This window comes from Corynebacterium sp. (assembly GCF_030532715.1).
Lineage (GTDB): Bacteria > Actinomycetota > Actinomycetes > Mycobacteriales > Mycobacteriaceae > Corynebacterium.
Genome location: NZ_JAUNKO010000008.1, coordinates 51,914 through 75,879, shown reverse-complemented (window position 1 = coordinate 75,879; position 23,966 = coordinate 51,914). Strand labels below are relative to the sequence as shown.

Sequence of the window (23,966 nt, the reverse complement as noted above, 5' to 3'; positions counted from 1 at the left end):
GGAAAACACCCAACAATTCACAGCCACACCAAACACCACCAACACAAACGTGGCACAAAGCAACACAACAGAGTAATACCCAACCCCGACCCACCACCAACACCACACAACACCACGACCCTCGCGGCGAGCTGCCTGCGTCCATTGTCGGGCTGTATGACAAGAGATGCCCAACTTTGGCGCCACAATCTTGCACACCTCCTGCATAGAGATACCTTCTACTAGGATTCAATCCTCAACTACACGGACCACACGATCCTTCGCATCCTGATCAAACTTCTTCGGCATAATCGAAGATTTTCCCATCTACTCAAACGGAACAAAACCTAGGACACTTCACCGTCCGTATGCTTGTTGGAAGGTATATCTCATAAGATGGTTGAAATCAATTTTGAGAGGGTTTGAAACGCTTTGGTCTCGCTTCAATTCCATGGGAAATATGGATATAAGACGCCTCTGGGCCAAATTGATCTTGAGTTGCGTCGAGGTGAATACATTGGAGTAAGTGGAGTAAATGGATCAGGCAAGTCAACATTGTTAAAAACTTTGGGTGGTCAGATTGACCCGCTCGAAGGTGTTCCAGTTATTGACAAGGTTCCTACCAGCTCCAAACAAGCTCTTGCACTGATCAAAAGTATTGATGCTCCGTCATTCCTTCCCGATCTGACGATTCAGGAGCATTTTGAGCTGGTTTTTAAAGGAAAAGAGAATACTCAAAGAATCCAGACGCAAAAGTGGAGGCTGGAGGAGATTTTGGATTTCCCACCTTCGTGGCTTTCCAGCGGGCAAAAACAGCGAGCATTTCTTGCTCTACACGTACACGAGAATTGGAACTTTATATTGCTCGATGAGCCTGAGAGACATCTTGATAAGGACTGGATTGGCTTTCTATCGGAGGAGCTAAATGCTATTGCTAGCTTGGGAGTTGGAATAGTGGTTGCAACTCACAATGAACGGCTCTTGAATTCTTGTGATAGGACGATCGAGTTGTAATGATTCGGCGAGCTCTCTATTTCTTAGCGGATGGTATTTACGCGGTCGTTATACTCGGATTGATTAGCGGTTCTGTTATTTCGGCTGTCAGGTTCTTGGATTCTCAGATTGTTTTGAGTGCACCGTTTCCTGTAGAAACAAAGTTTCCCTTGCTGGTATTTTCCTTAATTGTGACGTTAGCTCTTCTAGAGTATTTTCTTCCCATCAGAAGCGTCACACCCGAATCGGTTCTTTACCGGCCTCGATCACTTAAAACTAGGTTAGGGTTCGAGTTCTCCGGCTTGTTACAAATAATAGTTGTCAGCATTATTCCATTCGCATTCTTGGAGCTCAAAGAATCCGTAGTCCTTGCTTCTACTGTCGCCTTACTTAGAATTGGAATCGGCTTCAACAGCTGGAGATTACCTCGGCTGCTGATTTCTGGGAAAAGAACAGGGGCCGTTGCTGGTGCATGGTTTGTGCAAGATTCAGAATTAATTTCCAAAGCCATCGCACAAACGCAGCTTAGATTGGTTGCTTTTCCCCAGGGGGGAGGAAGGGGGCGGCTAGCTGTTAGAAGAATCTTTCGGCGGGCCTATCTGATTCCGGTCTTTGCCACAACCGTGTTGTGGGGTGCAACGGTTTCCTTTGTAACTCCTGTGGGTGCAATCCTGATGCTGTTCGTAGTCCAATCAGTATCCATTGCAGGCATTCTACGCTGTTGCTCATTCGAAGAATATGAAAAAGAGTCCATACTCCTCAGTATTAGCGTAATAGCTCCGTTTGTCTTAGTTTCAAGTTTGGCTTTCCTTCTCCTAACCCAAGGTAATATTCTGGGTGCATTAGCCTATGTCGTAGCGCTGGTGAAAACCGGATTTTCAAGAGCTAAACCGAGGAGGGCCGATGGTGATGACTTCGTTGAGACTGGTTTCGGGGCATTTTCCATAGGGGTATTTGATTACTATTCAAAAGGTCTACCATCAGGATTCGCTCTGTTGATCGCAAGTCTACTTCTAGGGCAGTTGGTCTGAATCTTGGAGAATGATTGAACGGGTAGAGGATCTGTGAGATTTGATAATCTCCTACTCAAGTCCTTCTTTCTCCCGAATCCAGTAGGCCTCAGTTTGTTCCGGATCTTCTCGGCAAGGTTGCTTCCATTGATGAGGACTTGGGTTTGTGGGGTAATGCTGGGTGGGACGGTAATGGTGTCGCAACCGAGTAATTCGTAGCGGTGTGGTAACGATTGTTTAGCGCTTGGGTGGGGATCGTGTAGGGCTTTTCATTGTCAGTGATGTTTCCTTGTAGTAACACGCAGGAGTCTGTCAAGTTGTTTGTGTGTGGGGTTTGGTTCATAGGTAGTGGTGGAATCGGTGGGGGTATGCCACTGCCATGTGGTGTTTAGCCTGTTTCCATTGAGGGACTTTTTGACCTTCAACGAGCCGGCCGGCGGTAGTGGCAACGCGTTGTTGCGTTCTTGTTTGTGTTGTGTGGCGCGTTGATCTTCGATAGTGCAGATCATTAGCCTTTAGTGTGTTGATTGCCGAATCGTCATTGGGGAATTGCACGCGATTTCGCGTGGCTTTCCGCAATTCGTTATTGAGCGATGCAATTGAATTTGTCGCACACGATAACCTTTCTTGCTTCCGGCGGGAATTTTCAACAACGGGATGAACCGGCTCCAGGTGTGGCGCCGGAGGTTGACGGATTGGGGATATGTTTGTCCCAACGCCGCTGGATTCGAACCGCTGTCACGTGGTGTTGGCTTCATCGACGCTGGAGGCGTTATAAAATTCCCGGAGTTGCTTGGTGACCCCTCCTGCGGTCGGTGGAGGACACCCATCGGGTGGCCGCCCGGATGAGATGGACCACGCAAGTCTGCACCATCGACTTCGGCCAGGTCGCTTCAATGGCCTTTTCAAAGCCGTTGAGGCCATCGCAGCAGACGATGAAGACGTCTTTGATACCTCGGTTGGCAAGTTCTGCGCACACCGCTGCCCAAAATGAAGCGACTTCTTCTTTGGCGATCCATAATCCCAAGATGTGCTTGATACCTCCCATATCCACGCCGATGGCAATATAAACGGCCTTGCTCATGACGCGGCCGCCTACCGCGGACGTCAATCCGTAGGGCGTCAAGGAAGAGCACCGGGTAAAACTCATCGAGCTCGCGTTGCTGCCAGATCATGACTTCCTCAAGCACCGCATCGGTGATTGCGGAGATGGTATCCGGCGAGATATCCACCCGCAAGCTTGTAGTGAGGTGGTGTTGGATATCTCGGACGGTCATACCGCCGGCTGCCACAAACCGACAATCATATCGTCGAAGTCAGTCAGCCGGCGGCTGCCCTCCAAAAACCATCTGCGGCGAGCACAAACCATCACGATCCCGTGGAATGTGAATGTCCAACGTACCGTCAATCGATTCGACTTGTTTCTTGTACGAACCATTTACGGGAATGATCCGTGCCTACCGCCGCTGTGCCTTCACAGCTTGGTTTGCTCATAGCCGAGACGGGGCACCTATTTCCGCTTACAAACCCACGGTTCATTGACCCATGGCACACAAACCCTGGACTAAATCGCCTGTGTCGCGCGTGGAAGTAGCAAGATCATCAATCAATGACGCAAGTTAAAGGATTCGCCAGCAGCCGCACTTCGATAGATTTGAACCGTGCAAGGTCACCCCCGTCATGCTTCGCCATGAAGTTCATTGAAGATTTATCCTTCGATGCCAGTGGTGGATCCCCCACACACAAACCATCAGACACTGCCGCCTAGTGGTTTGAAACGCACGGCCCACCAAATCCGGGCGATACTCAAGCCCCCCTTTCGGCCTGCGAGTTGTCATAGGAGGGCGGCCTTTGTCGGTGACTCCTGTAAGGCGCATCAAACGGGCAGTCTGCTCACTCCCAATATTGATTTCTTCATGGCGCAGAGCGTGCCACATCTTACGGATGCCGTACACGCCGTAATTCGCGGCGTGAACCTTGCGGATGTGCTCTACCGGGGCGGCGTCACGAAGACAACGGGCACTCATGCCAGGGGATTTGTACTGGCGGTACCCACAACAGGTGAGAAAACCACCAATACGATGGGTGTTTAACGTCTTGCCGATGAATTTGACGCAGAAATGATCGCGGTACTCATCGATGAACTGAATCATCTCCGAGGTTGCGGGCCGAGTTCCGACGCGAAAAAGGCCGACGCAGCCTTCAGCAACTCGTTAGTGTCCCGCAGCTGCTGAACCTCACGATGCGACCGTGTGTTCTCAGCAGCGAGGTCCTCAGGTGTCGGTTCAACACCACGATCCTTGCGGCGAGCTGCCTGCGTTCATTGTCGGGCTGTATGACAACAGATGCCAAACTTTGGCGCCACAATCTTGCACGCCTCCTGCACAGAAATACCTTCTACTAGGATTCGATCCTCAACTCAACGGACCACACGATCCTTCGCATCCTGATCAAACTTCTTCGGCTTAATCGAAGATTTTCCCATCTACTCAAACGGAACAAAACCTGGGACACTTCAAGTTGTATATAAGCAATCTGATGTGCGAGGTACATACAGGGATCCTAAGCAAAAAGTGTAAGTTTTTGAGGGCCTAAAATTTTTGCCACGCCTGTGGAGTCCTTCGTTTAAAGGACGTATGTTTAGTGGAGAAAGCAAATTTTGAGGTGTGCGCGAATGGTGTATGTGTTGTGGGTAGTAGCGATTGTGGTATGCGGGTTTTTGGTTGTGCAGGCGGTGCGTTGTCGTGCGGCGGTACAGCGTAGTTATGAGCGATTGGAAGAATATGATGCCGCCACCGTGCGGCTGAGTTATGGGGATTTGCGTTATGTGGATCGGGGGAGCGGGGAAGTGATTCTTTCCGTACACGGCTTGTTTGGTGGTTTTGATCAGGCGCTGGACAATTGCGAGGGTTTTGCTGATCAGTTTCGTGTGATCGCGCCGGCCCGGTTTGGATATTTGGGCAGTGATGTCCGGGGTGAGGGCACGCCTGCGGACCAAGCCGCTGCTTTTGTGGAATTGCTAGACCACTTGGGAATAGAAAAGGTGTTTGTCTTGGGGGCTTCGGCTGGTGGCACCATAGCGATTCGATTTGCGCTGGATTATCCGGAGCGCACAAAGGGTTTGATGTTGTTGAGCTCCGCGATGCCGTATGCTGAGCGCCCGCAACGATGGGTGCGCTATGCTGGGCCGCCGCGGTTGCTGACCAATGATTTTGGAATGTTTTTGATCAGCCCGTTATTTGGTCTGGTGATGGGGATTCGCCCCGATACTATTGTCACTATGATGCCCATTAGCGAGCGCCGTCGCGGGGTGTTGCTGGATGCTACGGTGGCTAATCCGGATATGGCAAGGAATTTCGATTCTTACGAGGTGGAGAAGCTGCGTTCACCGACATTGGTGCTCCACGCCCAGGACGACAAAGTGGTGAGTTTTACTCAGACGCGGGATGCGGTGGCGCGTTTCCCGGGGTGCACTTTCGTGTCGTTCGAATCGGGTGGGCACATGCTTGAGGGCCATTCTGAAGAGGTGGTTGATGCTATTTGCCGGTTTGCATCCTCCAGGAGGCGGGATTAGAGCTGGGTGCTGAGCTTTTCCGCGGCGTCGATAAGTGCGGGTGCCCAGCGGGAGCCGGGGTGTGGGCCGAATCGTTCGATGGGGCCGGAAATGGAAAGGGCGGCGATGACCTGGCCGGTGTGGTCGAAAACGGGTGTGGATACGCTAGCGAGGCCGGCTTCGCGCTCGCTGGCGGACTCGGCGTAGTTGGTTGCGCGCACGCGTTCGAGGTCGTCGGTAGTGAATGCCGCGTTGGGCATGATTGCGGCGCGGAGCTGCGGGGATGCGTACGCCATGAAGACGCGCGCGGCGGAACCTGCGGTGAGCGGCATGCGGGAGCCGACGGGGACAGTGTTTTGTAAACCGGATGGGGGTTCGAGGCTGGCGATGCAGGTTCGGGTGGTTCCGGTAAGTCGATACAACTGTACCGATTCGCCTGTGTGCTCCATTATTGCGGCCATGATGGGGGTGGCGGCGTCGACAAGTTTGTCTGATGTGCCGGCGCCGAGGGCGGTGAGGGCGCTGCCGATGTTCCAGCGGCCGTCGGAGGTGCGGGTCAGTAGTCTGTGCGATTCGAGGGCGGTGGCAAGACGGTGCGTGGTTGCGCGCGGAAGGCCGGTCGCCTCGCAGAGTTCGGAAAGCGAACGGGGTTGCTCGGCGATCGTGGTGAGGATGTGCACCGCGCGGTCGAGTACCTTGATGCCGCTACCGGCTTCTGAGGATTGAAACTGTCCCATGAATTGATATTAACATCCCAAGATATGGGAAATCTAGTGTGGGGTAAGTGTGCGCTAGCTGCGGCGCTGCAAGTATACCGTAGTTTTCGCGCGGGCAGCGGGGGTTGTTGAGGCGTGCAATCGGATTCGCTCGACTGCGGCGAGCGCGCTATACTGTCCCGTGAACTGAAATGCTGTTCCCAAATCGTGAGATGCGCGGTGCGGGGGCACTACACACAACGAGGTGAAATCCATGACCAGCCCCATGGAACCAGCCGCCATGCCACTCACCATGGCGGAAAAGGTATGGAACAACCATATCGTGGTCAAAGGTGAAAACGACGAACCGGACCTGATTTATATCGACCTCCAGCTGCTCCACGAGGTCACATCGCCGCAAGCCTTCGATGGGTTGCGGATGTCTGGGCGTACATTGCGGCGACCGGATTTGACCATCGCTACCGAGGACCACAATGTGCCCACCGAGGGCATCACCACTGGGGCGATCACCGAAATCAACGACCTGATCTCCCGCACCCAAGTGGAAACGCTGCGCAAAAACTGCGAAGAGTTCGGCGTGCGCATCCACCCGATGGGCGACAGTGAACAAGGTATCGTCCACGTGGTGGGACCGCAGCTGGGGCTCACGCAACCCGGCATGACCGTTGTGTGCGGTGATTCCCACACCGCCACCCATGGTGCGTTCGGCGCAATCGCGTTTGGTATCGGAACGTCCGAGGTAGAACACGTGATGGCCACCCAAACCTTGCCGCTGAAACCTTTTAAAACCATGGCCATTAACGTGTCCGGCGAGCTGGCGGAAGGCGTGACCGCTAAGGATTTGATCCTGGCGATCATCGCCAAGATTGGTACCGGTGGTGGGCAAGGGCACATTATTGAATATCGTGGCGAGGCGATTGAAAAGCTTTCGATGGAGGCGCGGATGACTATCTGCAACATGTCCATCGAGGCCGGTGCGCGCGCCGGTATGATCGCCCCGGATGAGGTCACGTTCGAGTACCTCAAAGGCCGCGACCATGCGCCGGAAGATTGGGACGCGGCCGTGGAATATTGGAGCAGCTTGCGCACTGATGAAGGCGCGAAGTTTGACACGGTGGTGGATATTGACGGTTCCGCGCTTACCCCGTTTGTCACCTGGGGGACCAACCCCGGTCAAGGGCTGCCACTCGGGGCGGAAGTTCCGCACCCGGAGGAATTCGCCGGTGACGTGGAACGCGCCGCCGCCGAAAAAGCGCTCGCTTATATGGACCTGACGCCTGGCACCCCGCTGCGTGACATTGAAATCGACACCGTGTTCGTCGGATCGTGCACGAATGGTCGCATCGAGGATATGCGCGCCGCTGCCGAGGTGCTCGCTGGGCGCAAGATCGCTGAATCCGTGCGCATGCTCGTTGTTCCCGGCTCTGCGCGGGTGCGCCAACAAGCCGAGGCGGAAGGCCTTGACGCGATCTTCCAGGCCGCCGGTGCGCAGTGGCGCCAGCCGGGCTGCTCCATGTGTTTAGGCATGAACCCGGACCAATTGGCTCCCGGGGAGCGCAGCGCCTCCACCTCCAACCGTAACTTTGAGGGGCGTCAAGGCAAGGGCGGCCGCACCCACCTCGTATCGCCGCAAGTCGCCGCCGCAACCGCGGTGGTGGGGCGTCTCGCATCGCCCGCAGACTTAGCGCCCGTGGAACACTGACAGGGAAAGGCCACAACCATGGAAAAGTTCACCACTCACACCGGCGTTGGTGTCCCGTTGAAGCGCTCAAATGTGGACACGGATCAAATCATTCCCGCCGTTTACCTTAAGCGTGTCACCCGCACCGGCTTCGAAGACGGCCTGTTTTCCGGCTGGCGCAATGACCCAGGGTTCGTGCTGAACCAAGACGCGTTCCGCAATGGTTCGGTGTTGGTCGCGGGTTCTGATTTCGGTACCGGATCGTCACGGGAGCACGCCGTATGGGCGCTCATGGATTACGGGTTTAAGGCGGTGTTCTCCTCGCGGTTTGCCGATATTTTCCGCGGCAACGCTGGTAAGGCGGGCCTGCTCGCGGCGCAACTTGAGCAAACGGATATTGAGCTGTTGTGGAAGCTCATGGAAGCCGAACCGGGATTAGAACTCACCGTCGATCTTGAGCGCCGTACCCTGAGTGCCGGCGACCATACCTTTAGCTTCCAGGTCGACGATTACACTCGTTGGCGCCTCATGGAGGGCCTCGATGATATCGGCCTGACGTTGCGCAACGAGGAAGCTATCGCCGATTTTGAGCAGCGCCGCCCCAGCTTCATGCCGCGCACTCAATAGGTTCCCGCTCGTCGTTTCCCGGCCCGCGAGTCTAGCGCGTTAGCGGGCCGGCTTTGGGCTTTCCAAATAGTCTGCGCCGATGAGCTGCCCGTTGTGAAAGTTCAATACCCAGACGCTCGCGCGTTTCGCGGGAATTGTCCGCAGGGTGTTCGCAAAGCGCCCGGCGGCGTGTCGGATCGTCTCTTTGTTTGCCACCACGATGCTCGGTATCCCACTGGTAGCAAGGCTGTTCCAGTCTTTGGCGTGGCTGAGGTAGTCGTGCTCGAGCGGCAGGTCCAGCGCACTCGCCAACGGCGTTGCCGTATCGGCGCACGCTTGTTCGGGGACGGTGATGATGCGTTGCGGGCGGTAAGCAGCTAAGAGCGGGGCGAGTAGTTCGACTTGCGCTGCTGTTTTCGCCGCCCGCACGCATAAGAGCTGCGTGTGGATCGACGTGCTCAACCAGTAGCGGGCTTTGCGCAGGATATCCCAGTCAGCCTTGTAGCTGAGGTGCTGCTCCGCTTGCTTCGCTGGTACCCAACGCAGCTCGTCCACTTCGTCGTTAGGGGTGAACGAGCCGCCGACCGCTCCCGCCAGCCAGTAGTAAACGACCTTGGTGCGGGGGCCCACGGGGTAGTGAACATTCCCGATGACTTTGACCAATCGTGGTTCAATGCCGGTTTCTTCGAGGATTTCGCGGGCTGCGGTGACCGGTAGGGATTCGCCGGGATCGACTTTGCCTTTGGGTAGTGTCCAGTCGTCGTAGTGCGGCCGGTGCACAATGGCGATTTCGGGGTTGGGGAGTTGCCCGCGCCACAGCACGGCGCCCGCAGCCAGCGTCGGCCGTTCGAACGAATTTCCGGGATTCCGGGGGACGACGAGCGCTGAACTGCGGTCTTGATCGAGCTTTGCCATGTTCCTCATTCTGGCATGTTCCGATATTGTGAGGGGTGGGAAAGGAGTTTTCGCATGGTAAACGTCAGCGTGATGGGGGCAGGTTCGTGGGGGACAACCTTGGCAAAAGTTTTCGCCGATGCAGGAAACCCTGTTCGATTGTGGGCGCGGCGTGAGCAGGCTGCCCGCACGATCCAAATCACCCGCGAGAATGCGGACTATTTGCCGGGGTTGACCCTCCCTCGTACGATCACCGTGACTGCCGACGCCGCGACCGCGCTCAACGACGCCGAGATCGTGGTGTTGGCCGTGCCTTCCCAAACACTGCGTGCGAATTTGCAGTCGTGGAACATTCCGGAATCCGCCACGTTGCTGAGTTTGGCCAAGGGTATTGAGCAGGGCACACATTTGCGTATGAGCGAGGTGATTGCCGAGGTCACCGGCGCAAGCATGGATCGGATCGCCGTGTTGTCGGGGCCGAACCTCGCGCGCGAGATCGCGCTGGAGCAGCCTGCCGCCACCGTGATTGCGTGTTCGGATGAGGCGCGGGCGCGGGGGATTCAGCAGGCGGTGGCGGCCCCGTATTTCCGCCCGTACACCAATGTTGATGTGATCGGCTGCGAGATCGGCGGCGCGTGTAAAAACGTGATTGCGTTAGCGTGCGGCATGGCCACGGGGCGGGGCTTGGGGGAGAACACATTGGCCAGCATCATTACCCGAGGGTTGGCGGAGATCAGCCGCCTCGGTGTCGCCCTCGGGGCGGACGAACGTACGTTCTCCGGTTTGGCGGGGTTGGGGGATTTGGTGGCTACGTGTTCGTCGCCGCTGTCCCGGAACCGCAGTTTTGGTAAACGATTGGGGCGTGGGGATTCGTTGGAGCAGGCGCGGCACGCCACCCACGGCCAGGTCGCCGAAGGCGTGATTTCTTCGCAGTCGGTGTTTGATTTGGCCCGGCTGCACGGCGTGGATATGCCGATTACGCAAGCCGTCTATGCGGTGTGCCATCAGGGGATGCATGTGGAGGATATGATCGTCGCCTTGATGGGACGTTCAAAGAAAGCCGAGTAGAATGCTGTGCTTATGACTACCGACCGTATCCGAGTCGCCGTTGTGTACGGCGGCCGCAGCTCTGAGCATTCTGTTTCCTGTGTTTCCGCTGGCGCGATCATGAGCCATCTTGATCCCGCGCGATATGAGGTTATTCCGGTCGGTATCACCCTGGAGGGGGTATGGACAGTCGGGGAGACCGACACCAGCAAGCTCAGGATCGTTGACCGAGCGCTGCCTTCGGTCGAATTAAGGGACGAGCTATACCTTTCGCTGTCACCCGCGCATCGCGGGGAGTTTCGCTTCGTGCGTGACGGCAGCCTGTATGCCACCGCGGACGTGATTTTCCCGGTATTGCATGGCAGATTCGGCGAGGACGGCACCATCCAAGGCATGTTTGAATTGTCTGGCGTGCCGTACGTGGGATCCGGAGTGTTGTCCTCCTCCTGCGGGATGGACAAGGAGTACACCAAGAAATTGTTGGCTGCGGAGGGGCTGCCGGTGGGCCGCGAGGTGATCCTGCGCGGCCGCGATGAATTGACCGATTCGGAGCGGGAGATTCTTGGGTTGCCGGTGTTTGTGAAGCCGGCGCGTGGCGGGTCGTCGATTGGCGTTTCCCGCGTGACGCAGTGGGCGGACCTACCGGCGGCGGTCGCGCTGGCGAAAACGCACGATGAGAAGGTGATCATCGAATCCGAAATCGTCGGCGTTGAGGTGGAATGTGGCGTGCTGCAATACGCGGACGGCCGCGTCGTCGCGTCCGTGCCGGCGCAGCTGGCAGGTACCGGTTCCGGCGAGGAGGGCTTCTACGGCTTTGATACCAAATACCTCGATGATGTGGTCACCGCGCACATTCCCGCGCCGCTGCCACCGGAGGTCATCGAGCTCATCCAATCCTTGTCGGTCGAAGCTTTCCACGCGGTAGCCTGTGATGGGTTGGCCCGCGTCGATTTCTTTGTCACCGCCGAGGGGCCCGTGCTCAATGAGATCAACACCCTGCCGGGGTTTACGCCAATCTCGATGTATCCGCAGGTGTTTGCGGCCAGCGGCGTGGACTTCGAAACCCTGATCGACGTGCTTATTGCGCGGGCGCTTGCTCGCTAAGGTTGCGGTCGATCGCGGTTGTAAACTCCACGAGCGCGGTATTGCCGGCGCTTTGCGGCATGGACACTGCAACATTGGCTGAGCGTCCCAACGCGTACCACGTGCCTGCAGTGGTGCCGCTCGCGAGCGTGGTATCTAAAAACCAGGGCACATTGTCCACCTGTTGGAGTTGCGCGCCCGCCGCATAGCCCGGCGCGTCCGCAACCCCGCAGCGCAGCACGATCGGCTCGAGTCCGGTGGCGGTCCAAGCCGCCATGGTTTGTTCCAGTTTGATGTCACTGCGCTGGTATTCGCCAAGGGTTTCGGGCAGGGCGTTCATGAGTTGGGGGCAGGCGTCGGCGTTTCCGCGTTTGAGATCCGTGAGCGGCACTGGATGCGGTTCGAACTTCTTTGCGTCAAGCTTGGAGAGCGCTTCGTCTAAGCCCGCCACGGGGTCGGTGGCGTCCGCGGCGGCGGTGACCGCCACGATGGGGAACCGATCCACCGTGTACCAGGTTTCCAGGTTTGCGCCGGGGGTGGCGTCCTTGACCCGCAGCCACGCGGCGCCGGCGGCCTGGGTGGTTTCGGAAAGCTTCGTGTACTGCAAGGGCAGCGTGATTCCGCAGCGCAACGTGATTCGATCGGTGGAGTTTGAGGCCCATGCGGCGGCGCCTTCGGGGGCGGGGTCGGCGAGTTCGGCGCGGGGGTGGCGTGCGAGCGTGTCGGGCAGGGCGTCGAGAAGCGGGCCGCAGGCTGCGGCGTCAGGGGCGTCGACGATGCTCATGCCTACGGGTTGATGGGCGGCGCGGTCGTACACAATTTTGGCACCCGTCAACACCCCCACTACGAGCAGCACGGCGAGCACGAGGGCGAAAATCAACGGACGGCGATGATAGGGTTGTTCGGCGCTCATGTATCCCTAGTTTACGTGGAGAACAATGTCCAAGTTAACGCTAGGCGAGGCCGGCGAACGGGCCATCATCGCCGCCATCACCGCCGCCGCGCCCTCCGGGATGAACGGTGACGACGCCGCCGTGCTCGCCCCGCCCGCGCCGAACAGCAGGACCGTGGCCACCACCGATGTGTTGGTGGAGGGCCGTCACTTCCGCTTGGACTGGTCCACGCCTGAACAGGTAGGCGAGCGGGCGATTGTGCAGAACTTTTCGGATGTAGAGGCGATGGGCGCCCGGCCTGTCGCCGCTTTGTTCGGGCTCGCGGCGCCTGCCGACACGCCTGTCGACGTCGTGGCCGGCATCGCCCGCGGCATCCACCGGCGCGTTGGCCGCTACAATGCCGAACTTGTCGGCGGCGATGTCACGGAAAGCGACTGTTTGGTCATCAGCGTCACCGCATTGGGGATCCTCGGCGGCTCTCAACTTCCGCTGACTTTGGATCGCGCCCGGCCGGGGCAGCACCTGGTGGCCGCCGGTCGCATCGGCTACTCAGCTGCCGGCTTGGCGCTGCTCCACCGCTGCGGCACCGACTACCCCCGTTTGTTCGAAAACCTGGTGGCGGCGCATTTGGTGCCGGAGCTGACTCCCGGCCGCGGGGTGGTGGCACGCGCAACGGGCGCCACAAGTATGACCGATAACTCCGATGGGCTCATTGTGGATCTGAGCCACCTTGCTCAGCGTTCCGGGGTTTCCATCGACTTGCATTCGCACGCAATTGCGCCAGATGAGTTGTTGGTGCAAGCAGGCGAATACTTGGGTGTGGACCCATGGGAGTGGATCCTGTGTGGGGGCGAAGACCACACGTTGTTGGCCACTACCGCCAAACCTGCCCCATCCGGTTTTCGCACGATCGGGTACGTGCAGCGCGGCGGCGGTGTTACCGTGGACGGCGCACGACCAAAGTACCAGACAGGATGGGTGAGTTTTTAGTGGATGCGCAGTGGGCGGAAATCCTGCAGCCGGTGCGAGGCAAGATCGATGCGCTGGTTCAACAGCCGGAGTGCTTGCCGGCGCAGGAAGATATTCTCCGGGTGTTTGATGAACCGTTCAGTGAGATCAAAGTGGTGATTGTGGGACAAGACCCATACCCCACACCGGGTCATGCCATGGGCTTGGCGTTTTCCACCGCACCGGGTGTGCGGCCGCTGCCAAAAAGCCTGATTAATATTTTCGAGGAATACTCGAACGACCTTCACCTGCCAGTGCCGCAGGACGGAGATTTATCCCCGTGGTCGCGCCAGGGGGTGGCGCTGATGAACCGGGTACTTACCGTAAGTCCTGGTAACGCCGGTTCGCACCGCAATCGCGGGTGGGAGGAAATCACCGAGTTCGCGCTGCGCGCGCTGGCGGCCCGGCAAGCCCCGTTGGTGGCAATCCTGTGGGGCAAGGATGCGCAGGCTACGCAGCGGTTCTTGGGTGATACGCCATGTATTTGTTCGCCGCATCCGTCGCCGTTGTCTGCGTATCGCGGGTTCTTTGGTTCGCGCCCGTTTAGTCGAGCGAATGAGTTGTTGGTGGGCCTCGGCGCCTCCCCGGTGGACTGGCGGCTGTAACATCGTTTTTTATGGCACACTTGACCAGCCTCGACGGAAAAGCGCTGCTGCGATGGGCTGAGCGGGCAACACACGAATTGGTGGCCCGCCGCTCCGAGATCAACGCACTGAACGTTTTTCCGGTGCCAGATTCGGACACGGGTTCAAACATGGCGCACACCATGGAGGCGGCCTTGACGCAGGCCCGCGACGTGACAGGTTCCGCCCGGGATGTGGCCAACGCGCTTGCGGCGGGGGCGGTGCGCGGGGCGCGGGGCAACTCTGGGGTGGTGCTGAGTCAAGTCCTCCGCGGCATCGCACACGCGTCCGAGGAGGAGATTACTGGTGTGCATGTGCAGGCGGCGTTGCGCGCTGCAGTGGCGTTGGTGGACCGCGCGATCCACGATCCCGTGGAAGGCACCGTAATTACGGTGTTGCGGGCCGCAGCGACGGCCGCCGCCGCAGCTCATAGCACTGAGCTCGGCGAGGTTGGTCGGCAAGCGCTCACCGCTGCGCAGACTGCGTTGGCCAACACGCCGAGCCAGCTCGAAGTGCTGCGGGAGGCGGGCGTGGTGGACGCCGGCGGCCAAGGATTCTTGGTGTTATTGGAGGCGCTCGTCGCCGAAGTAGAAGGCAGCCCCGACGTGCGCGTCGAATTGGTGGGGGAGGCTGCGAAAAGCGTCTACCTTGAGGTGATGTTTCACTTAACATGTTCCACGCCCGCGCAGTTGGAGCATGTGTCGGGGCGGCTGCGGAGCTTTGGGGATAGCCTCATGGTGGCTCGCGAACACGAAACTGCCGCGATGATTCACATTCACACCCGCCAAGCCGGCCCACTTATTGAATACGTGTTCGGGGTTGGGGCGGTGCGCGGGCTGCACCTAGAAACGCTGCCCGATGCGAAAGTGGACGTGCCGGAGCGCGCCGTCATTGTGGTGGCACCCGCCGGGCCCCTCAGTGACTTGTACCGGCAGGCGGGGGCGCGGGTAATCAACCCTGGATCTGAGGTGCTGTACGACCTTATCGCCATCGCCCACGATTGCGGTGAGTTTATCCTGGTACCGAATGGTTTTATGTCCCGCCGCGAATTAGTGTCGGCCGAGCGCGCCGCGTTGGCAGCGGAACGCACGATCATGATTGTGCCCACCGCGGGATTGATGAACGGGATCGCCGCTGTCGCGGTGCATGATCCGCAGCAGCCCATCGCGGTGGACGCGTATGCCATGGCGGAGGCGGCGCGGGAGGTGCGTACCCGCACGCTGGATGATCCCAGCCAATTGTCCGGCGCGGTTTCGGAAATGTTGGCGGGCGGTGGGGAATTGGTGACCATCTTGGCCGCAGCGCCCGTCGATGGGGACGGCTTGCGTGAGCGCCACCCCGAGGTAGAGTTCGATTTTTACGCCGCGGACGGAATGGATCATGTGATCGAAATCGGGGTGGAGTAAATGCTGGGCTGGGTGGACGATCGGCCGCTGGCCAAAGTGATTCCGCTGCGGGAGGCCCGGGCGATCGCCCGCGAACTTGGGATACATACGTGTGGGGAGTTGTTGGAATACTATCCGCGGGACTATTCCCACCACGGCGGGGGCGTGGCGGCGGGCCCGACGGAAGACGGAGATCTGATTACATTTGTGGGCGAGGTGGTGCAGCGACGCTACACCCCCATTTCGGAAAAACGCTCGGTGACCAGGGTAAAAGTGAATGACGGCAACCATACCTACACCGCTGTGTTTTTCAACACGAACCTGCCGAATGCGCAATTGCAGGCGGGTGTGCGGGTGATGATGAGCGGAAAACTTCGGTATTCCCGCGGCTTTGCCACCGTGCAACACCCCTCGTACCTAGTGTTGCCGCGGCCGGATCAGCGCAGGCAACCGGTGATTGGTGGTTTGGGAAAGCTCGCTGTGTATGGCGGTGCGGAAGACATTGCCGAGTTGTTGTCATCGATGGAGTGGTTGCCCATTTACCCCGGCAAAAAAGCGGTGAATTCGTGGCGGCTCATCGGTGCCATCAATGAGATTTTGCGGCATACGAAGATTCCGGAGCCGCTGGACCGCGTCCCTCACGGATTGGTAAGTATGGGCGAGGCGTTGCGGGGTATTCATCAGCCCGCCGCCGCCGGCCCGCAACGCTATATCACCCGCTTGAAGTACAACGAAGCGTTGTCATTGGCGCTGGTCATGGCGCTGCGGCGCGCTGACGCTTCCCTGCATACCGCGCCCGAATGCCGTCCTCGCGCGGGTTACCAGCAGGAATTGTTCGAAGTGCTGCCGTACAACCTTACGGCGGGTCAGGCGAAGGTTTTGACGGAGATCGCCGGGGATTTAAGCAGTAGCGTACCGATGACGCGCCTTTTGCAAGGCGAGGTCGGTTCTGGCAAAACCGTGGTGTCGCTCGCGGCGATGTTGCAGGTGGTGGACGCGGGGCGGCAGTGCGCCCTGCTCGCCCCCACGGAGGTGCTCACCATGCAGCACGCCCGCACGCTGCGCAACCTGCTGGCGGACATTCCCGTGAAGGTGGTTACGTTAACCGGGGCGATGTCGGTGCCTGAGAAGCGCCAAGCGTTGTTGGATATTGTGTCCGGCGAGGCGGATATCGTGGTGGGAACGCACGCGCTCATCCAGGATGGGGTGGAGTTTTTCGATCTTGGCCTGGTGGTGGTGGATGAGCAGCATCGTTTTGGCGTGGAGCAGCGTGATCGGCTGCGTAGTCAAGGCCGCGACGGCACCACTCCGCACTTGTTGGTGATGACGGCTACGCCGATTCCCCGCACTGTGGCCATGACTACTTTCGGGGATTTGTCCGTGTCTACGCTGCGGGAATTGCCGGGTGGGCGCCGCCCGATTACGTCTGCGGTGGTTGCCGAGCAGCAGCGGGATTGGGTGGAGCGGATTTGGCAGCGTATCCGCGAGGAGTTGCACAAAGGCCACCAGGCGTATGTGGTGTGTCCCCGTATCGAGGGGGAGGGCGGCGTGTTGGAGGTGCACGAACATTTAAGTACCGGCATGTTCGTGGCCTATAACGTGGGCTTGTTGCACGGCCGCATGCACCCTGAGGAAAAAGAGCAGGTGATGCGGGATTTCGCCCGCGGGGATATTGATATTTTGGTGTCTACGACTGTGATTGAGGTGGGGGTGGATGTGCCCAACGCCACGGTGATGCTGATTTGCGAGGCGGAGAATTTCGGGGTGTCGCAATTGCATCAGTTGCGTGGGCGGGTGGGCCGCGGCGAGGCGCAGTCGTATTGCTTGTTGTACACGCCGCAGCTGATTGGTTCGCCGTCGTATGGCCGGTTGCAGGCTGTGGCGAGCGTGGATGACGGTTTCGAAATTGCTGAGATTGATTTGCGCTACCGGCAGGAGGGCGACATTCTAGGCACCGCTCAATCTGGGGTTGTGCGGCGCGTAAAGTTGCTGAGTTTGCTTACGGATTACGATATTATCCGCCAAGCGGCTATCGACGCCCGCGACCTCGTCGCCCGCAACCGCGCTCTCGCCGAGCGGCTGATTAGCGATGTAGATACGGATTCCCAAGAGTTTTTGGATAAGTCCTAAACCGCGTTTGCGCTGAGCGGTGCGTTAAGCTGGCTGCATGAATATTTGTGCTCCGTTTGCTGGGATCGTCCGCTTTACTGTCGCGGTGGGCGATACTGTTGCAACTGGCGATACTTTAGCCATCGTTGAAACGGTGAAACTCGAAGCACCTGTTGTTGCGCCTGGCCCCGGTGTGGTCACCTCCCGCGCCGTGGCGGATTACGCCGATGTGTATGGCGGCGACGTGATTCTCACGCTGGGGGAAGGGTAGGTACATCCATGACTCGTATTATTTCGGGCGAGGCGCGCGGCAGGAAGATTAAGGTACCGCCAGAGGGCACGCGGCCGACGTCGGATCGTGCGCGCGAGGGATTGTTTTCGTCGCTGCAGGTCCGGTTTGGTTTTCAGGGCGCTCACGTGCTGGATTTGTTCGCTGGTTCAGGCGCGTTGGGCCTGGAGGCGGCGTCGCGAGGCGCGGAGTCCGTGGTACTGGTGGAAAACGATCGCCGCGCGGTGGAGGTGATCCGCGAAAACGCGGCCGTGGTCAAGCACCCCAACGTGACGATTGTGGAGCAAAAGGCTTCCACGTATTTGGCGTCGGCGCCGCGCGAGCATTTCCACATGGTGCTCGCCGATCCCCCGTACGAGCTGGCGGATTCCGCCGTCCGCGAAATGCTTGAAGCGCTCATTCCCACGCTTGTCGACGGCGCGGCGGTCATCGTGGAGCGGCATGTTAGCTCGCCCGACACCGACTGGCCGGACTGTTTCGTGCCAACCACGCAAAAGCTAAAAAAGCGGACCTATGGCATCGCCCGCATGGATATGGCGGTGTACCATGCCTAGCCGCGTCGTGTGCCCCGGTTCTTTCGATCCAGTCACCCTCGGGCATGTGGACATCATCTCCCGTGCCGCACAGCAATTCGATGAGGTGACGGTGTTGGTCACCCACAACCCCAACAAGGCGGGGTTGTTTACCGTGGCTGAGCGTATGGAGCTCATCACTGAGGCCACCAAACAGCTGCGGGGCGTGCGCGTGGATTCCTGGAGTGGGTTGTTGGTGGATTACACCAGCGCCCACAACATCACCGCATTGGTCAAAGGGCTCCGCAGTGGCATCGATTACGAGTACGAGCTTCCGATGGCGCAAATGAACCGTAGGCTCACAGGCGTGGATACCTTTTTCCTGCTGACGGATCCGAAATACGGATATATCTCCTCCACATTGTGCAAGGAAGTGGCTAAGTACGGTGGTGACGTGACTGGGTTGCTGCCAGATGTGGTGGTTCGGGCGCTGCGAACCAAGTTTTAAAGGAGTCGGTGTGTTTGAGCTAGCGGTCGTTTTCGCCATCGTGCTCTTAGGGGCGTTCCTACAGCGGGTCTCGGGCATGGGGTTGGCGCTGCTTTCCGCCCCGATCCTCAGCTTGTTGATGGGGCCGGTGGTGGGCGTGCTGGTGGTGAACCTGCTGGCGTTTTTCAACGCTGCGATCGCTAGCGTCACGGTGCGAGCATGGATCGATTGGAAAAAGTTTTCGCTGATAGCATCGGTGTTGGTCGTGGGCGCGGTGCCGGGTGCCTACTTGGTGGGCCTCGCCTCCCCAGCAGTGCTGCAAGTCCTTGTCGGCTCGTTGCTGCTCGTTGCGTTGGTCCTGGTGATTTATGGGCAACGGTGGATCCCGCCGATTGGCGGTCCCAGTGCTGCGGTAGCGTCCGGAATTGCTGCTGGCTTTATGAATACCACCGCGGGCGTAGCCGGTCCGGCGGTCACCGTGTATGCGGTGGCTTCCGCGTGGGAGCAGCGGAGTTTTGCCGCCACCCTGCAACCGATCTTTATGGTAGCCGGCCTGATCTCCCTCGTTGCCAAACTGGTGTTGGGGGCGGGCACCATCAGTGACACGAACGTTTGGGTCTGGCCGGTTGGCATTCTTGGTATGCTGCTGGGCAATTGGCTTGGGCTGCGGCTGGCGGACCGCATACCGAGGTCACGCGCGCGAACCTTGTCCTTATGGGTAGCGGCGGCGGGCGGGGCGTCGGCACTCGGACGTGGATTGATGACACTCTAATCAGGCGTTTCAACGGCGAAATCAGCCCATGGGTTGACGCAGCCTTCCAGGTGAGCTGGCTAGGGTAGGGGTATTATGCAATTGCAACGGTACCTTGGTTCGTTTCCGCGCTGGAGTTTGATACTCGTTATCGGAATCGTCGGTTTGGTCGACGTGTATTTTGGCAGCCCACTGGTGGGTGATCAGCCCGCAGGGGCGTTCGGTTTTATCCTCGCCGTGGTTGTTTTTCTCGGGCTGCTTGTGCATCCGTGGGGGCAGGACCGTGCGTTGTTTGCCGTGTGTGCAGCGCTGACCCTACTCATTTTCGTCCCAAATGTTGCAGAAACTGTGGTGATCGTACCGCCAGTTTTGTATGCGCTGTATCTGGCGGCAGCGTATGCGACGCACCGTAATCGGTGGTTAGCGTGGGGGATCATCGGAGTGGTAGCTGCACCATTGTTTGGTAATACCTTCGTTGCAATCGACTCGCCGAGTATGGCGTTCGCTGTGGTGGTGCCCGCATTGTTTGGCATCGGTTTTATGTGGCTGGCGGGCCTCACAAGGCGCCGGCAACAAGAAGTACTGGTGACACTTTCCGAACGTGCCGAACTCGCCGCCGTCCTTGAGCGAACACACATCGCACGAGAACTACACGATATTGTAGGGCACAATTTAACCTCCGTGATTGCCCTCGCCGACGGCGCCCGTTTCGCCGCCCAAAATGATCCCCAAATTGCCGTGGACACCTTGAAAACAATTTCGGAATCTTCGCGCGAAGCTTTGCAGCAAGTCCGCGGGCTAGTCACTCTGTTACGGGAGGATCCCCGCCCTCGCCTCGCCCCATCGTCGGACGGCATTGCCGCCCTCATTTCCGATGCGCAAGCTGGTGGTTTTCGGTTGCATGTCACCGGTGAGGTTCCGGGCGATCTTTCGCCCGCGGCGGGGTTTGTGCTGTTCCGCTCGGTGCAGGAGCTGCTTACAAACATGATTCGACATGCGGAAACTCGGAGCGGTTCGCTGCTGTTCGAAGCCACCCCGCTGGCCGTAAAATGCCTCGCAGAAAATGATTGCGCTCAAGATTGGGAGAAAGGATCTGGCCTGATGGGGTTAGAGGAACGCGTCCATGCCATCGGCGGTAGCGTCCGTTTTCAACACGCCGACGGCCGCTTTATCACCCAAGTGGTGATTCCGCGATGATCCGCGTGGCCCTCGTTGACGATCAACCCCTTGTGCGATCCGGGTTTGCGATGCTGGTGAATTCCCAGCCGGATTTGGAAGTGGTTTGGCAGGCCGGTGACGGCAGCGAAGTCCCCAACCAACCGCCGGTGGATGTCGTGCTCATGGATGTGCAAATGCCGCGTGTGGACGGCATCGCCGCAGCGAAAGCCCTGCTTGAAAGCGACGCCGACGTGCGCGTGATCATGCTCACCACCTTTGACGATCGCACCTACGTCACCGACGCGATCGCCGCAGGTGCGAGCGGGTTTCTCCTCAAAGACGCGGAGCCGGAGGAGTTACTCAAAGCCATTCGCGTGGTCGCCGCCGGGGAAGCCGTGCTCGCCCCACGTGTCACCGCTACCTTGCTGACCGAATTCGTTCCACGCCCCGCAGCCACCTCCGCCATCTGTGAGGAGCTAACGCCGCGTGAGACTGAGGTACTGCGGCTCATGGCCTTCGGGTTTAGCAATACTGAGATCGCAGAAGCGCACGTAGTGAGCCTCGCCACCGTGAAAACGCACGTACGGCACATCTTAATGAAGCTTGGCGCCCGCGACCGCGTCCACGCCGTGTTGTACGCCTACCGCAGCGGCCTCGTCAGCCGCGACGAATTGCTTTCCGACGCCGCGGATACTCACCCCTGAGCGCCCGCATCATCCCCAGGGCTGATCCCGGAAAATCAACTCGCGGGTTGATGTGAAACCAGCAGGTCACGGCCACAATAAGAGTCATGACAACGCTCGCAATACACACCGAAAAGTTAACCAAGCGGTTCCACGGGCACGCCGCAGTTGACAGCCTTGACCTCACGGTGCCCGAAGGAAGCATCTACGGTTTTATCGGCCCCAACGGCTCCGGTAAATCCACCACCATGAAACTTCTGCTCGGCCTGTTCCAGGCCACGGCGGGGGAGGCGTTCGTGCTGGGGGAGCGCGTGACCACCAAGCCGAATAAGACGCTGATGCGCCAAGTGGGTTCGCTCATTGAAAACCCTTCCGGCTATGGGCACCTTACCGGCGCGGAAAACATGAAGGTTATGCAGCGCACGCTTGGGCTGACGGATACTCAGGTTGCACGCGCCCTTGATACGGTCCACCTGACCAAGCACCAAGACAAACTGGTCAAGCACTATTCGCTGGGCATGAAGCAACGCCTTGGCATCGCGATGGCGCTAGCGCGAGAACCCAGGTTGTTGATCTTGGACGAGCCGACCAACGGCCTCGACCCCTCCGGTATCGACGAGATCCGTAGCTTATTGTTGCAGCTGGCGGCTGACGGGGTGACTATTTTCGTATCCAGTCACCTGCTCGATGAGATCGACAAAATGGTTGACTTGCTGGGCATCATTGTGCGCGGCAAGTTGATATTTCAGGGCACCCGGGCGGAGCTCCTCGGTCGCAGTATGCCCAATGTGCTGGTACAAGCGTCCGATCCGGCTGCGGTGCTGGCCATGGCGCCGCAGGCCACGCAGCTTCCCAACGGCACGATCAGCGTGCCCGGGTTGAACCAGCAGGCTGCGTCGACGTTCTTGTCCTACCTGGTGCACCACAACGTGGATGTGTACGAATTTTCCCGCGCGAACCAAAGCCTCGAAGACGTGTTCTTGGATCTCACGGCGGAAGGAGGATTGCGATAATGCGTACGGCAGTACAGCTCGAATGGTTCAAGATGCGGCGCCTGCGCCTGCCGCTGATCATGCTGAGCCCGTTGGTCGCCGGTTTTCTCCTCGCAAGCGTGTTTTTTCGCGGGGATAATGAGAAGTTCTGGCCTGACTACATGCTCGACATTGGATTCTCGCTGGCATTGACGTTTCCCATCATGGTGGCAGTTGTTGCCAGCCGCGTGACGGACATGGAGAATTCGGGCGGTGGGTGGTTGGCCGCGGCGTCGTTAGGCGCGACGCCGGGGCAGTTGTGCCGGGCGAAAATGATCGCGCTCGCACCCCTGGTGATTGTGGCAACGACACTTACAATGGCGGCGTTGCTGGCGCTGGGCGCGGCCAACGGGCTGGGGCCACTGACCAACCTGGGCAATTGGGCGATGCTGTGGATAGGCCTGTGCGTGGTCAACCTCTGGCTTGTCGCGATGCATATCCTGCTGTCCGCCCGGGTAGAGAACCAAGTCGCAGGGCTCGGCGTCGGCGTACTTGGATCATTTATAGGGGCCTTCAGCTTCCTTATGCCGGTCGACGGCCTCGCGGTAAACCTGCTGCCGTGGAGCTACTACGCAAACGCCACCACGGCGATGTTTAACGAACACGCCACCGTCGTCTACACCAACGTCCATTGGGTACCATTCGTGATCTTCGCCGTCGTCGGTGGTGCCGCATTCGTACTCCTCACCCGCGCCATGAACAGTAAGGATTAGTCATGTTGATTGCAGAACTCACCAAGCTCAAGCGCGCCCAGCTGTGGGTAGTCATCATTGTGTTACCAATCCTCGCCGTTGTCACCGGCACCGTGAATACAACTGCGAACGCGGGAGTGGTCACGCAAAGCTGGGACGGCTTAATGAGCCAAATTACCCTCTTCTACGGATTGTTCTTTTGTGCAATAGGCGTAGCAATCATCGTCGCCGCAGGTTGGCGCATGGAGCACAGCGGCACCAACTGGATCCAAGTGCGCACCACCACCCCGCACTACCTACGCTTCGTCCTCGCCAAAATCATCGCACTCCTCGTACCCGTGGCAGGCATGAGCCTGATGCTGCTGGTAGGGGCGTTTATTGGCGGGAAACTTGCCATGGGGTTGCCGGGGTTGCCCTCGCCAACCATGCTGAGCGCTACCGCGTTGACCGTCATCGTAGCCGCGCCCCTCGTGGCCCTGCAATCGGTGTTCTCCATCTGGATGCGTTCCTTCGCCGCCCCCGTCGGCGTGGCATTGCTGGGGTGCATCCTCGGCATCGGCGTCTCCATGGCAGCGCCGGAATTCGCCTCCTTCACCCCCTACTCGTTGCTCTCCGAAGGCATCCTCATGGGATCGCTCGCCGTTGGCGATAGCGAAGTCAGCGCCGCCAAAGTTATCCAGATGCTTATCGCCACCGCGGTCATGACCGGCGCGTTCGCGGCCACGGGCGCAATGTGCCTGCGGTGGCGGCTCAGCAAGGCCGCGTAGCGCCGCTGGGTGCTGG

The 23,966-nt window shown here is 58.8% G+C and carries 25 protein-coding genes and 2 pseudogenes; 20 read left to right on the top strand and 7 right to left on the bottom strand.

The genetic code is table 11. From position 1 onward, the window contains the following. Window positions 1-411 precede the first annotated feature (411 nt). The gene (locus tag Q4D83_RS11975) at window positions 412-993 is read left to right on the top strand and encodes an ATP-binding cassette domain-containing protein (protein WP_303175540.1); all 582 of its coding nucleotides are present in this window, start codon (window positions 412-414) and stop codon (window positions 991-993) included. Then, complete coding sequence (locus tag Q4D83_RS11970; RefSeq protein WP_303175539.1) at window positions 993-2,003, top strand: hypothetical protein; 1,011 nt, start codon at window positions 993-995, stop codon at window positions 2,001-2,003. The genes Q4D83_RS11975 and Q4D83_RS11970 overlap by 1 nt, the downstream gene beginning before the upstream one ends. 495 nt (window positions 2,004-2,498) lie before the next feature. Here Q4D83_RS11970 and Q4D83_RS12095 read toward each other — a convergent pair. The 4 genes and pseudogenes from Q4D83_RS12095 to Q4D83_RS11960 all read right to left on the bottom strand — a co-directional run. Further along, window positions 2,499-2,628: pseudogene (locus tag Q4D83_RS12095) on the bottom strand (transposase); the annotation flags it as partial. A 126-nt stretch (window positions 2,629-2,754) separates the two neighbouring features. Further along, a complete protein-coding gene (locus Q4D83_RS12090; protein WP_368502219.1) occupies window positions 2,755-3,066 on the bottom strand; it encodes a transposase in 312 nt (103 codons plus the stop codon). A gap of 73 nt (window positions 3,067-3,139) precedes the next feature. Next, window positions 3,140-3,379, bottom strand: a pseudogene (locus Q4D83_RS12085) (transposase); the annotation flags it as partial. Between the two features lie 300 nt (window positions 3,380-3,679). Further along, a complete protein-coding gene (locus tag Q4D83_RS11960; RefSeq protein ID WP_303175538.1) occupies window positions 3,680-4,135 on the bottom strand; it encodes an IS3 family transposase in 456 nt (151 codons plus the stop codon). A 521-nt stretch (window positions 4,136-4,656) separates the two neighbouring features. Here Q4D83_RS11960 and Q4D83_RS11955 point away from each other — a divergent pair. After that, window positions 4,657-5,556 (top strand): alpha/beta fold hydrolase, encoded by a 900-nt coding sequence (locus Q4D83_RS11955; protein WP_303175537.1) that lies wholly within the window; start codon window positions 4,657-4,659, stop codon window positions 5,554-5,556. On the opposite strand, the gene Q4D83_RS11950 is transcribed toward Q4D83_RS11955, so the two are convergent. After that, complete coding sequence (locus Q4D83_RS11950; protein ID WP_303175536.1) at window positions 5,553-6,272, bottom strand: IclR family transcriptional regulator; 720 nt, start codon at window positions 6,270-6,272, stop codon at window positions 5,553-5,555. The genes Q4D83_RS11955 and Q4D83_RS11950 overlap by 4 nt on opposite strands. Before the next feature lie 232 nt (window positions 6,273-6,504). Here Q4D83_RS11950 and leuC point away from each other — a divergent pair, with 232 nt between their 5' ends. Then, window positions 6,505-7,953 (top strand): 3-isopropylmalate dehydratase large subunit, encoded by a 1,449-nt coding sequence (gene leuC / locus Q4D83_RS11945; protein WP_303175535.1) that lies wholly within the window; start codon window positions 6,505-6,507, stop codon window positions 7,951-7,953. Between the two features lie 18 nt (window positions 7,954-7,971). Then, the gene (gene leuD, locus Q4D83_RS11940; RefSeq protein ID WP_303175534.1) at window positions 7,972-8,559 is read left to right on the top strand and encodes a 3-isopropylmalate dehydratase small subunit; all 588 of its coding nucleotides are present in this window, start codon (window positions 7,972-7,974) and stop codon (window positions 8,557-8,559) included. Between the two features lie 39 nt (window positions 8,560-8,598). Here the strand turns inward: leuD and Q4D83_RS11935 are convergent, their stop codons facing one another. After that, a complete protein-coding gene (locus tag Q4D83_RS11935) occupies window positions 8,599-9,453 on the bottom strand; it encodes an NUDIX hydrolase (RefSeq protein ID WP_303175533.1) in 855 nt (284 codons plus the stop codon). A 54-nt stretch (window positions 9,454-9,507) separates the two neighbouring features. Here Q4D83_RS11935 and Q4D83_RS11930 point away from each other — a divergent pair, with 54 nt between their 5' ends. Both Q4D83_RS11930 and Q4D83_RS11925 read left to right on the top strand, forming a co-directional pair. Further along, window positions 9,508-10,500 (top strand): NAD(P)H-dependent glycerol-3-phosphate dehydrogenase, encoded by a 993-nt coding sequence (locus tag Q4D83_RS11930; protein WP_303175532.1) that lies wholly within the window; start codon window positions 9,508-9,510, stop codon window positions 10,498-10,500. Window positions 10,501-10,512: 12 nt separating this feature from the next. Continuing rightward, the gene (locus Q4D83_RS11925; RefSeq protein WP_303175531.1) at window positions 10,513-11,583 is read left to right on the top strand and encodes a D-alanine--D-alanine ligase family protein; all 1,071 of its coding nucleotides are present in this window, start codon (window positions 10,513-10,515) and stop codon (window positions 11,581-11,583) included. Here the strand turns inward: Q4D83_RS11925 and Q4D83_RS11920 are convergent. After that, window positions 11,558-12,475: a DUF3515 domain-containing protein gene (locus Q4D83_RS11920; protein ID WP_303175530.1), complete on the bottom strand. Its 918-nt coding sequence runs from the start codon at window positions 12,473-12,475 to the stop codon at window positions 11,558-11,560. The two genes, Q4D83_RS11925 and Q4D83_RS11920, sit on opposite strands and share 26 nt — an antisense overlap. A 25-nt stretch (window positions 12,476-12,500) precedes the next feature. Between Q4D83_RS11920 and Q4D83_RS11915 the strand changes: the two genes are divergently transcribed. The 13 genes from Q4D83_RS11915 (at window position 12,501) to Q4D83_RS11855 (ending at window position 23,950) form a co-directional block, all read left to right on the top strand. Beyond that, window positions 12,501-13,445 (top strand): thiamine-phosphate kinase, encoded by a 945-nt coding sequence (locus Q4D83_RS11915; RefSeq protein ID WP_303175529.1) that lies wholly within the window; start codon window positions 12,501-12,503, stop codon window positions 13,443-13,445. After that, window positions 13,430-14,068 carry a uracil-DNA glycosylase gene (locus tag Q4D83_RS11910; RefSeq protein ID WP_303175528.1) on the top strand — a complete coding sequence of 213 codons (639 nt, stop codon included), beginning with the start codon at window positions 13,430-13,432 and terminating at the stop codon, window positions 14,066-14,068. Before Q4D83_RS11915 ends, Q4D83_RS11910 begins: the two co-directional genes overlap by 16 nt. An 11-nt stretch (window positions 14,069-14,079) precedes the next feature. Continuing rightward, window positions 14,080-15,492 (top strand): DAK2 domain-containing protein, encoded by a 1,413-nt coding sequence (locus Q4D83_RS11905; protein WP_303175527.1) that lies wholly within the window; start codon window positions 14,080-14,082, stop codon window positions 15,490-15,492. Then, a complete protein-coding gene (locus tag Q4D83_RS11900; RefSeq protein WP_303175526.1) occupies window positions 15,493-17,601 on the top strand; it encodes an ATP-dependent DNA helicase RecG in 2,109 nt (702 codons plus the stop codon). It begins immediately after the preceding gene. A 37-nt stretch (window positions 17,602-17,638) separates the two neighbouring features. Beyond that, window positions 17,639-17,851: a biotin/lipoyl-containing protein gene (locus tag Q4D83_RS11895; protein WP_303175525.1), complete on the top strand. Its 213-nt coding sequence runs from the start codon at window positions 17,639-17,641 to the stop codon at window positions 17,849-17,851. Window positions 17,852-17,859: 8 nt separating this feature from the next. Next, window positions 17,860-18,423: a 16S rRNA (guanine(966)-N(2))-methyltransferase RsmD gene (gene rsmD, locus Q4D83_RS11890; RefSeq protein ID WP_303175524.1), complete on the top strand. Its 564-nt coding sequence runs from the start codon at window positions 17,860-17,862 to the stop codon at window positions 18,421-18,423. Then, on the top strand, window positions 18,416-18,889 hold the full coding sequence (coaD, locus tag Q4D83_RS11885; RefSeq protein ID WP_303175523.1) for a pantetheine-phosphate adenylyltransferase: 474 nt from the start codon (window positions 18,416-18,418) through the stop codon (window positions 18,887-18,889). Before rsmD ends, coaD begins: the two co-directional genes overlap by 8 nt. Further along, on the top strand, window positions 18,855-19,640 hold the full coding sequence (locus tag Q4D83_RS11880) for a sulfite exporter TauE/SafE family protein (RefSeq protein WP_303175522.1): 786 nt from the start codon (window positions 18,855-18,857) through the stop codon (window positions 19,638-19,640). Before coaD ends, Q4D83_RS11880 begins: the two co-directional genes overlap by 35 nt. Window positions 19,641-19,715: 75 nt before the next feature. Beyond that, window positions 19,716-20,816, top strand: coding sequence for a sensor histidine kinase (locus tag Q4D83_RS11875; protein WP_303175521.1), 1,101 nt, complete (start codon window positions 19,716-19,718; stop codon window positions 20,814-20,816). Next, the gene (locus Q4D83_RS11870; RefSeq protein WP_303175520.1) at window positions 20,813-21,481 is read left to right on the top strand and encodes a response regulator transcription factor; all 669 of its coding nucleotides are present in this window, start codon (window positions 20,813-20,815) and stop codon (window positions 21,479-21,481) included. Before Q4D83_RS11875 ends, Q4D83_RS11870 begins: the two co-directional genes overlap by 4 nt. A gap of 86 nt (window positions 21,482-21,567) precedes the next feature. After that, complete coding sequence (locus Q4D83_RS11865; RefSeq protein WP_303175519.1) at window positions 21,568-22,473, top strand: ABC transporter ATP-binding protein; 906 nt, start codon at window positions 21,568-21,570, stop codon at window positions 22,471-22,473. Next, complete coding sequence (locus tag Q4D83_RS11860; RefSeq protein WP_303175518.1) at window positions 22,473-23,204, top strand: ABC transporter permease; 732 nt, start codon at window positions 22,473-22,475, stop codon at window positions 23,202-23,204. The genes Q4D83_RS11865 and Q4D83_RS11860 overlap by 1 nt, the downstream gene beginning before the upstream one ends. 2 nt (window positions 23,205-23,206) lie before the next feature. Further along, complete coding sequence (locus Q4D83_RS11855) at window positions 23,207-23,950, top strand: ABC transporter permease (protein WP_303175517.1); 744 nt, start codon at window positions 23,207-23,209, stop codon at window positions 23,948-23,950. Window positions 23,951-23,966 lie beyond the last annotated feature (16 nt).

What these genes read in the sequence shown, in the direction of transcription:
- Q4D83_RS11970 (WP_303175539.1), top strand. Translation starts at nt 993, where the DNA reads ATGATTCGGCGAGCTCTCTATTTCTTAGCGGATGGTATTTACGCGGTC.
- Q4D83_RS12090 (WP_368502219.1), bottom strand. Translation starts at nt 3,066, where the DNA reads ATGAGCAAGGCCGTTTATATTGCCATCGGCGTGGATATGGGAGGTATC.
- Q4D83_RS11960 (WP_303175538.1), bottom strand. Translation starts at nt 4,135, where the DNA reads ATGATTCAGTTCATCGATGAGTACCGCGATCATTTCTGCGTCAAATTC.
- Q4D83_RS11955 (WP_303175537.1), top strand. Translation starts at nt 4,657, where the DNA reads ATGGTGTATGTGTTGTGGGTAGTAGCGATTGTGGTATGCGGGTTTTTG.
- Q4D83_RS11950 (WP_303175536.1), bottom strand. Translation starts at nt 6,272, where the DNA reads ATGGGACAGTTTCAATCCTCAGAAGCCGGTAGCGGCATCAAGGTACTC.
- leuC (WP_303175535.1), top strand. Translation starts at nt 6,505, where the DNA reads ATGACCAGCCCCATGGAACCAGCCGCCATGCCACTCACCATGGCGGAA.
- leuD (WP_303175534.1), top strand. Translation starts at nt 7,972, where the DNA reads ATGGAAAAGTTCACCACTCACACCGGCGTTGGTGTCCCGTTGAAGCGC.
- Q4D83_RS11935 (WP_303175533.1), bottom strand. Translation starts at nt 9,453, where the DNA reads ATGGCAAAGCTCGATCAAGACCGCAGTTCAGCGCTCGTCGTCCCCCGG.
- Q4D83_RS11930 (WP_303175532.1), top strand. Translation starts at nt 9,508, where the DNA reads ATGGTAAACGTCAGCGTGATGGGGGCAGGTTCGTGGGGGACAACCTTG.
- Q4D83_RS11925 (WP_303175531.1), top strand. Translation starts at nt 10,513, where the DNA reads ATGACTACCGACCGTATCCGAGTCGCCGTTGTGTACGGCGGCCGCAGC.
- Q4D83_RS11920 (WP_303175530.1), bottom strand. Translation starts at nt 12,475, where the DNA reads ATGAGCGCCGAACAACCCTATCATCGCCGTCCGTTGATTTTCGCCCTC.
- Q4D83_RS11915 (WP_303175529.1), top strand. Translation starts at nt 12,501, where the DNA reads ATGTCCAAGTTAACGCTAGGCGAGGCCGGCGAACGGGCCATCATCGCC.
- Q4D83_RS11910 (WP_303175528.1), top strand. Translation starts at nt 13,430, where the DNA reads ATGGGTGAGTTTTTAGTGGATGCGCAGTGGGCGGAAATCCTGCAGCCG.
- Q4D83_RS11905 (WP_303175527.1), top strand. Translation starts at nt 14,080, where the DNA reads ATGGCACACTTGACCAGCCTCGACGGAAAAGCGCTGCTGCGATGGGCT.
- Q4D83_RS11900 (WP_303175526.1), top strand. Translation starts at nt 15,493, where the DNA reads ATGCTGGGCTGGGTGGACGATCGGCCGCTGGCCAAAGTGATTCCGCTG.
- Q4D83_RS11895 (WP_303175525.1), top strand. Translation starts at nt 17,639, where the DNA reads ATGAATATTTGTGCTCCGTTTGCTGGGATCGTCCGCTTTACTGTCGCG.
- rsmD (WP_303175524.1), top strand. Translation starts at nt 17,860, where the DNA reads ATGACTCGTATTATTTCGGGCGAGGCGCGCGGCAGGAAGATTAAGGTA.
- coaD (WP_303175523.1), top strand. Translation starts at nt 18,416, where the DNA reads ATGCCTAGCCGCGTCGTGTGCCCCGGTTCTTTCGATCCAGTCACCCTC.
- Q4D83_RS11880 (WP_303175522.1), top strand. Translation starts at nt 18,855, where the DNA reads ATGTGGTGGTTCGGGCGCTGCGAACCAAGTTTTAAAGGAGTCGGTGTG.
- Q4D83_RS11875 (WP_303175521.1), top strand. Translation starts at nt 19,716, where the DNA reads ATGCAATTGCAACGGTACCTTGGTTCGTTTCCGCGCTGGAGTTTGATA.
- Q4D83_RS11870 (WP_303175520.1), top strand. Translation starts at nt 20,813, where the DNA reads ATGATCCGCGTGGCCCTCGTTGACGATCAACCCCTTGTGCGATCCGGG.
- Q4D83_RS11865 (WP_303175519.1), top strand. Translation starts at nt 21,568, where the DNA reads ATGACAACGCTCGCAATACACACCGAAAAGTTAACCAAGCGGTTCCAC.
- Q4D83_RS11860 (WP_303175518.1), top strand. Translation starts at nt 22,473, where the DNA reads ATGCGTACGGCAGTACAGCTCGAATGGTTCAAGATGCGGCGCCTGCGC.
- Q4D83_RS11855 (WP_303175517.1), top strand. Translation starts at nt 23,207, where the DNA reads ATGTTGATTGCAGAACTCACCAAGCTCAAGCGCGCCCAGCTGTGGGTA.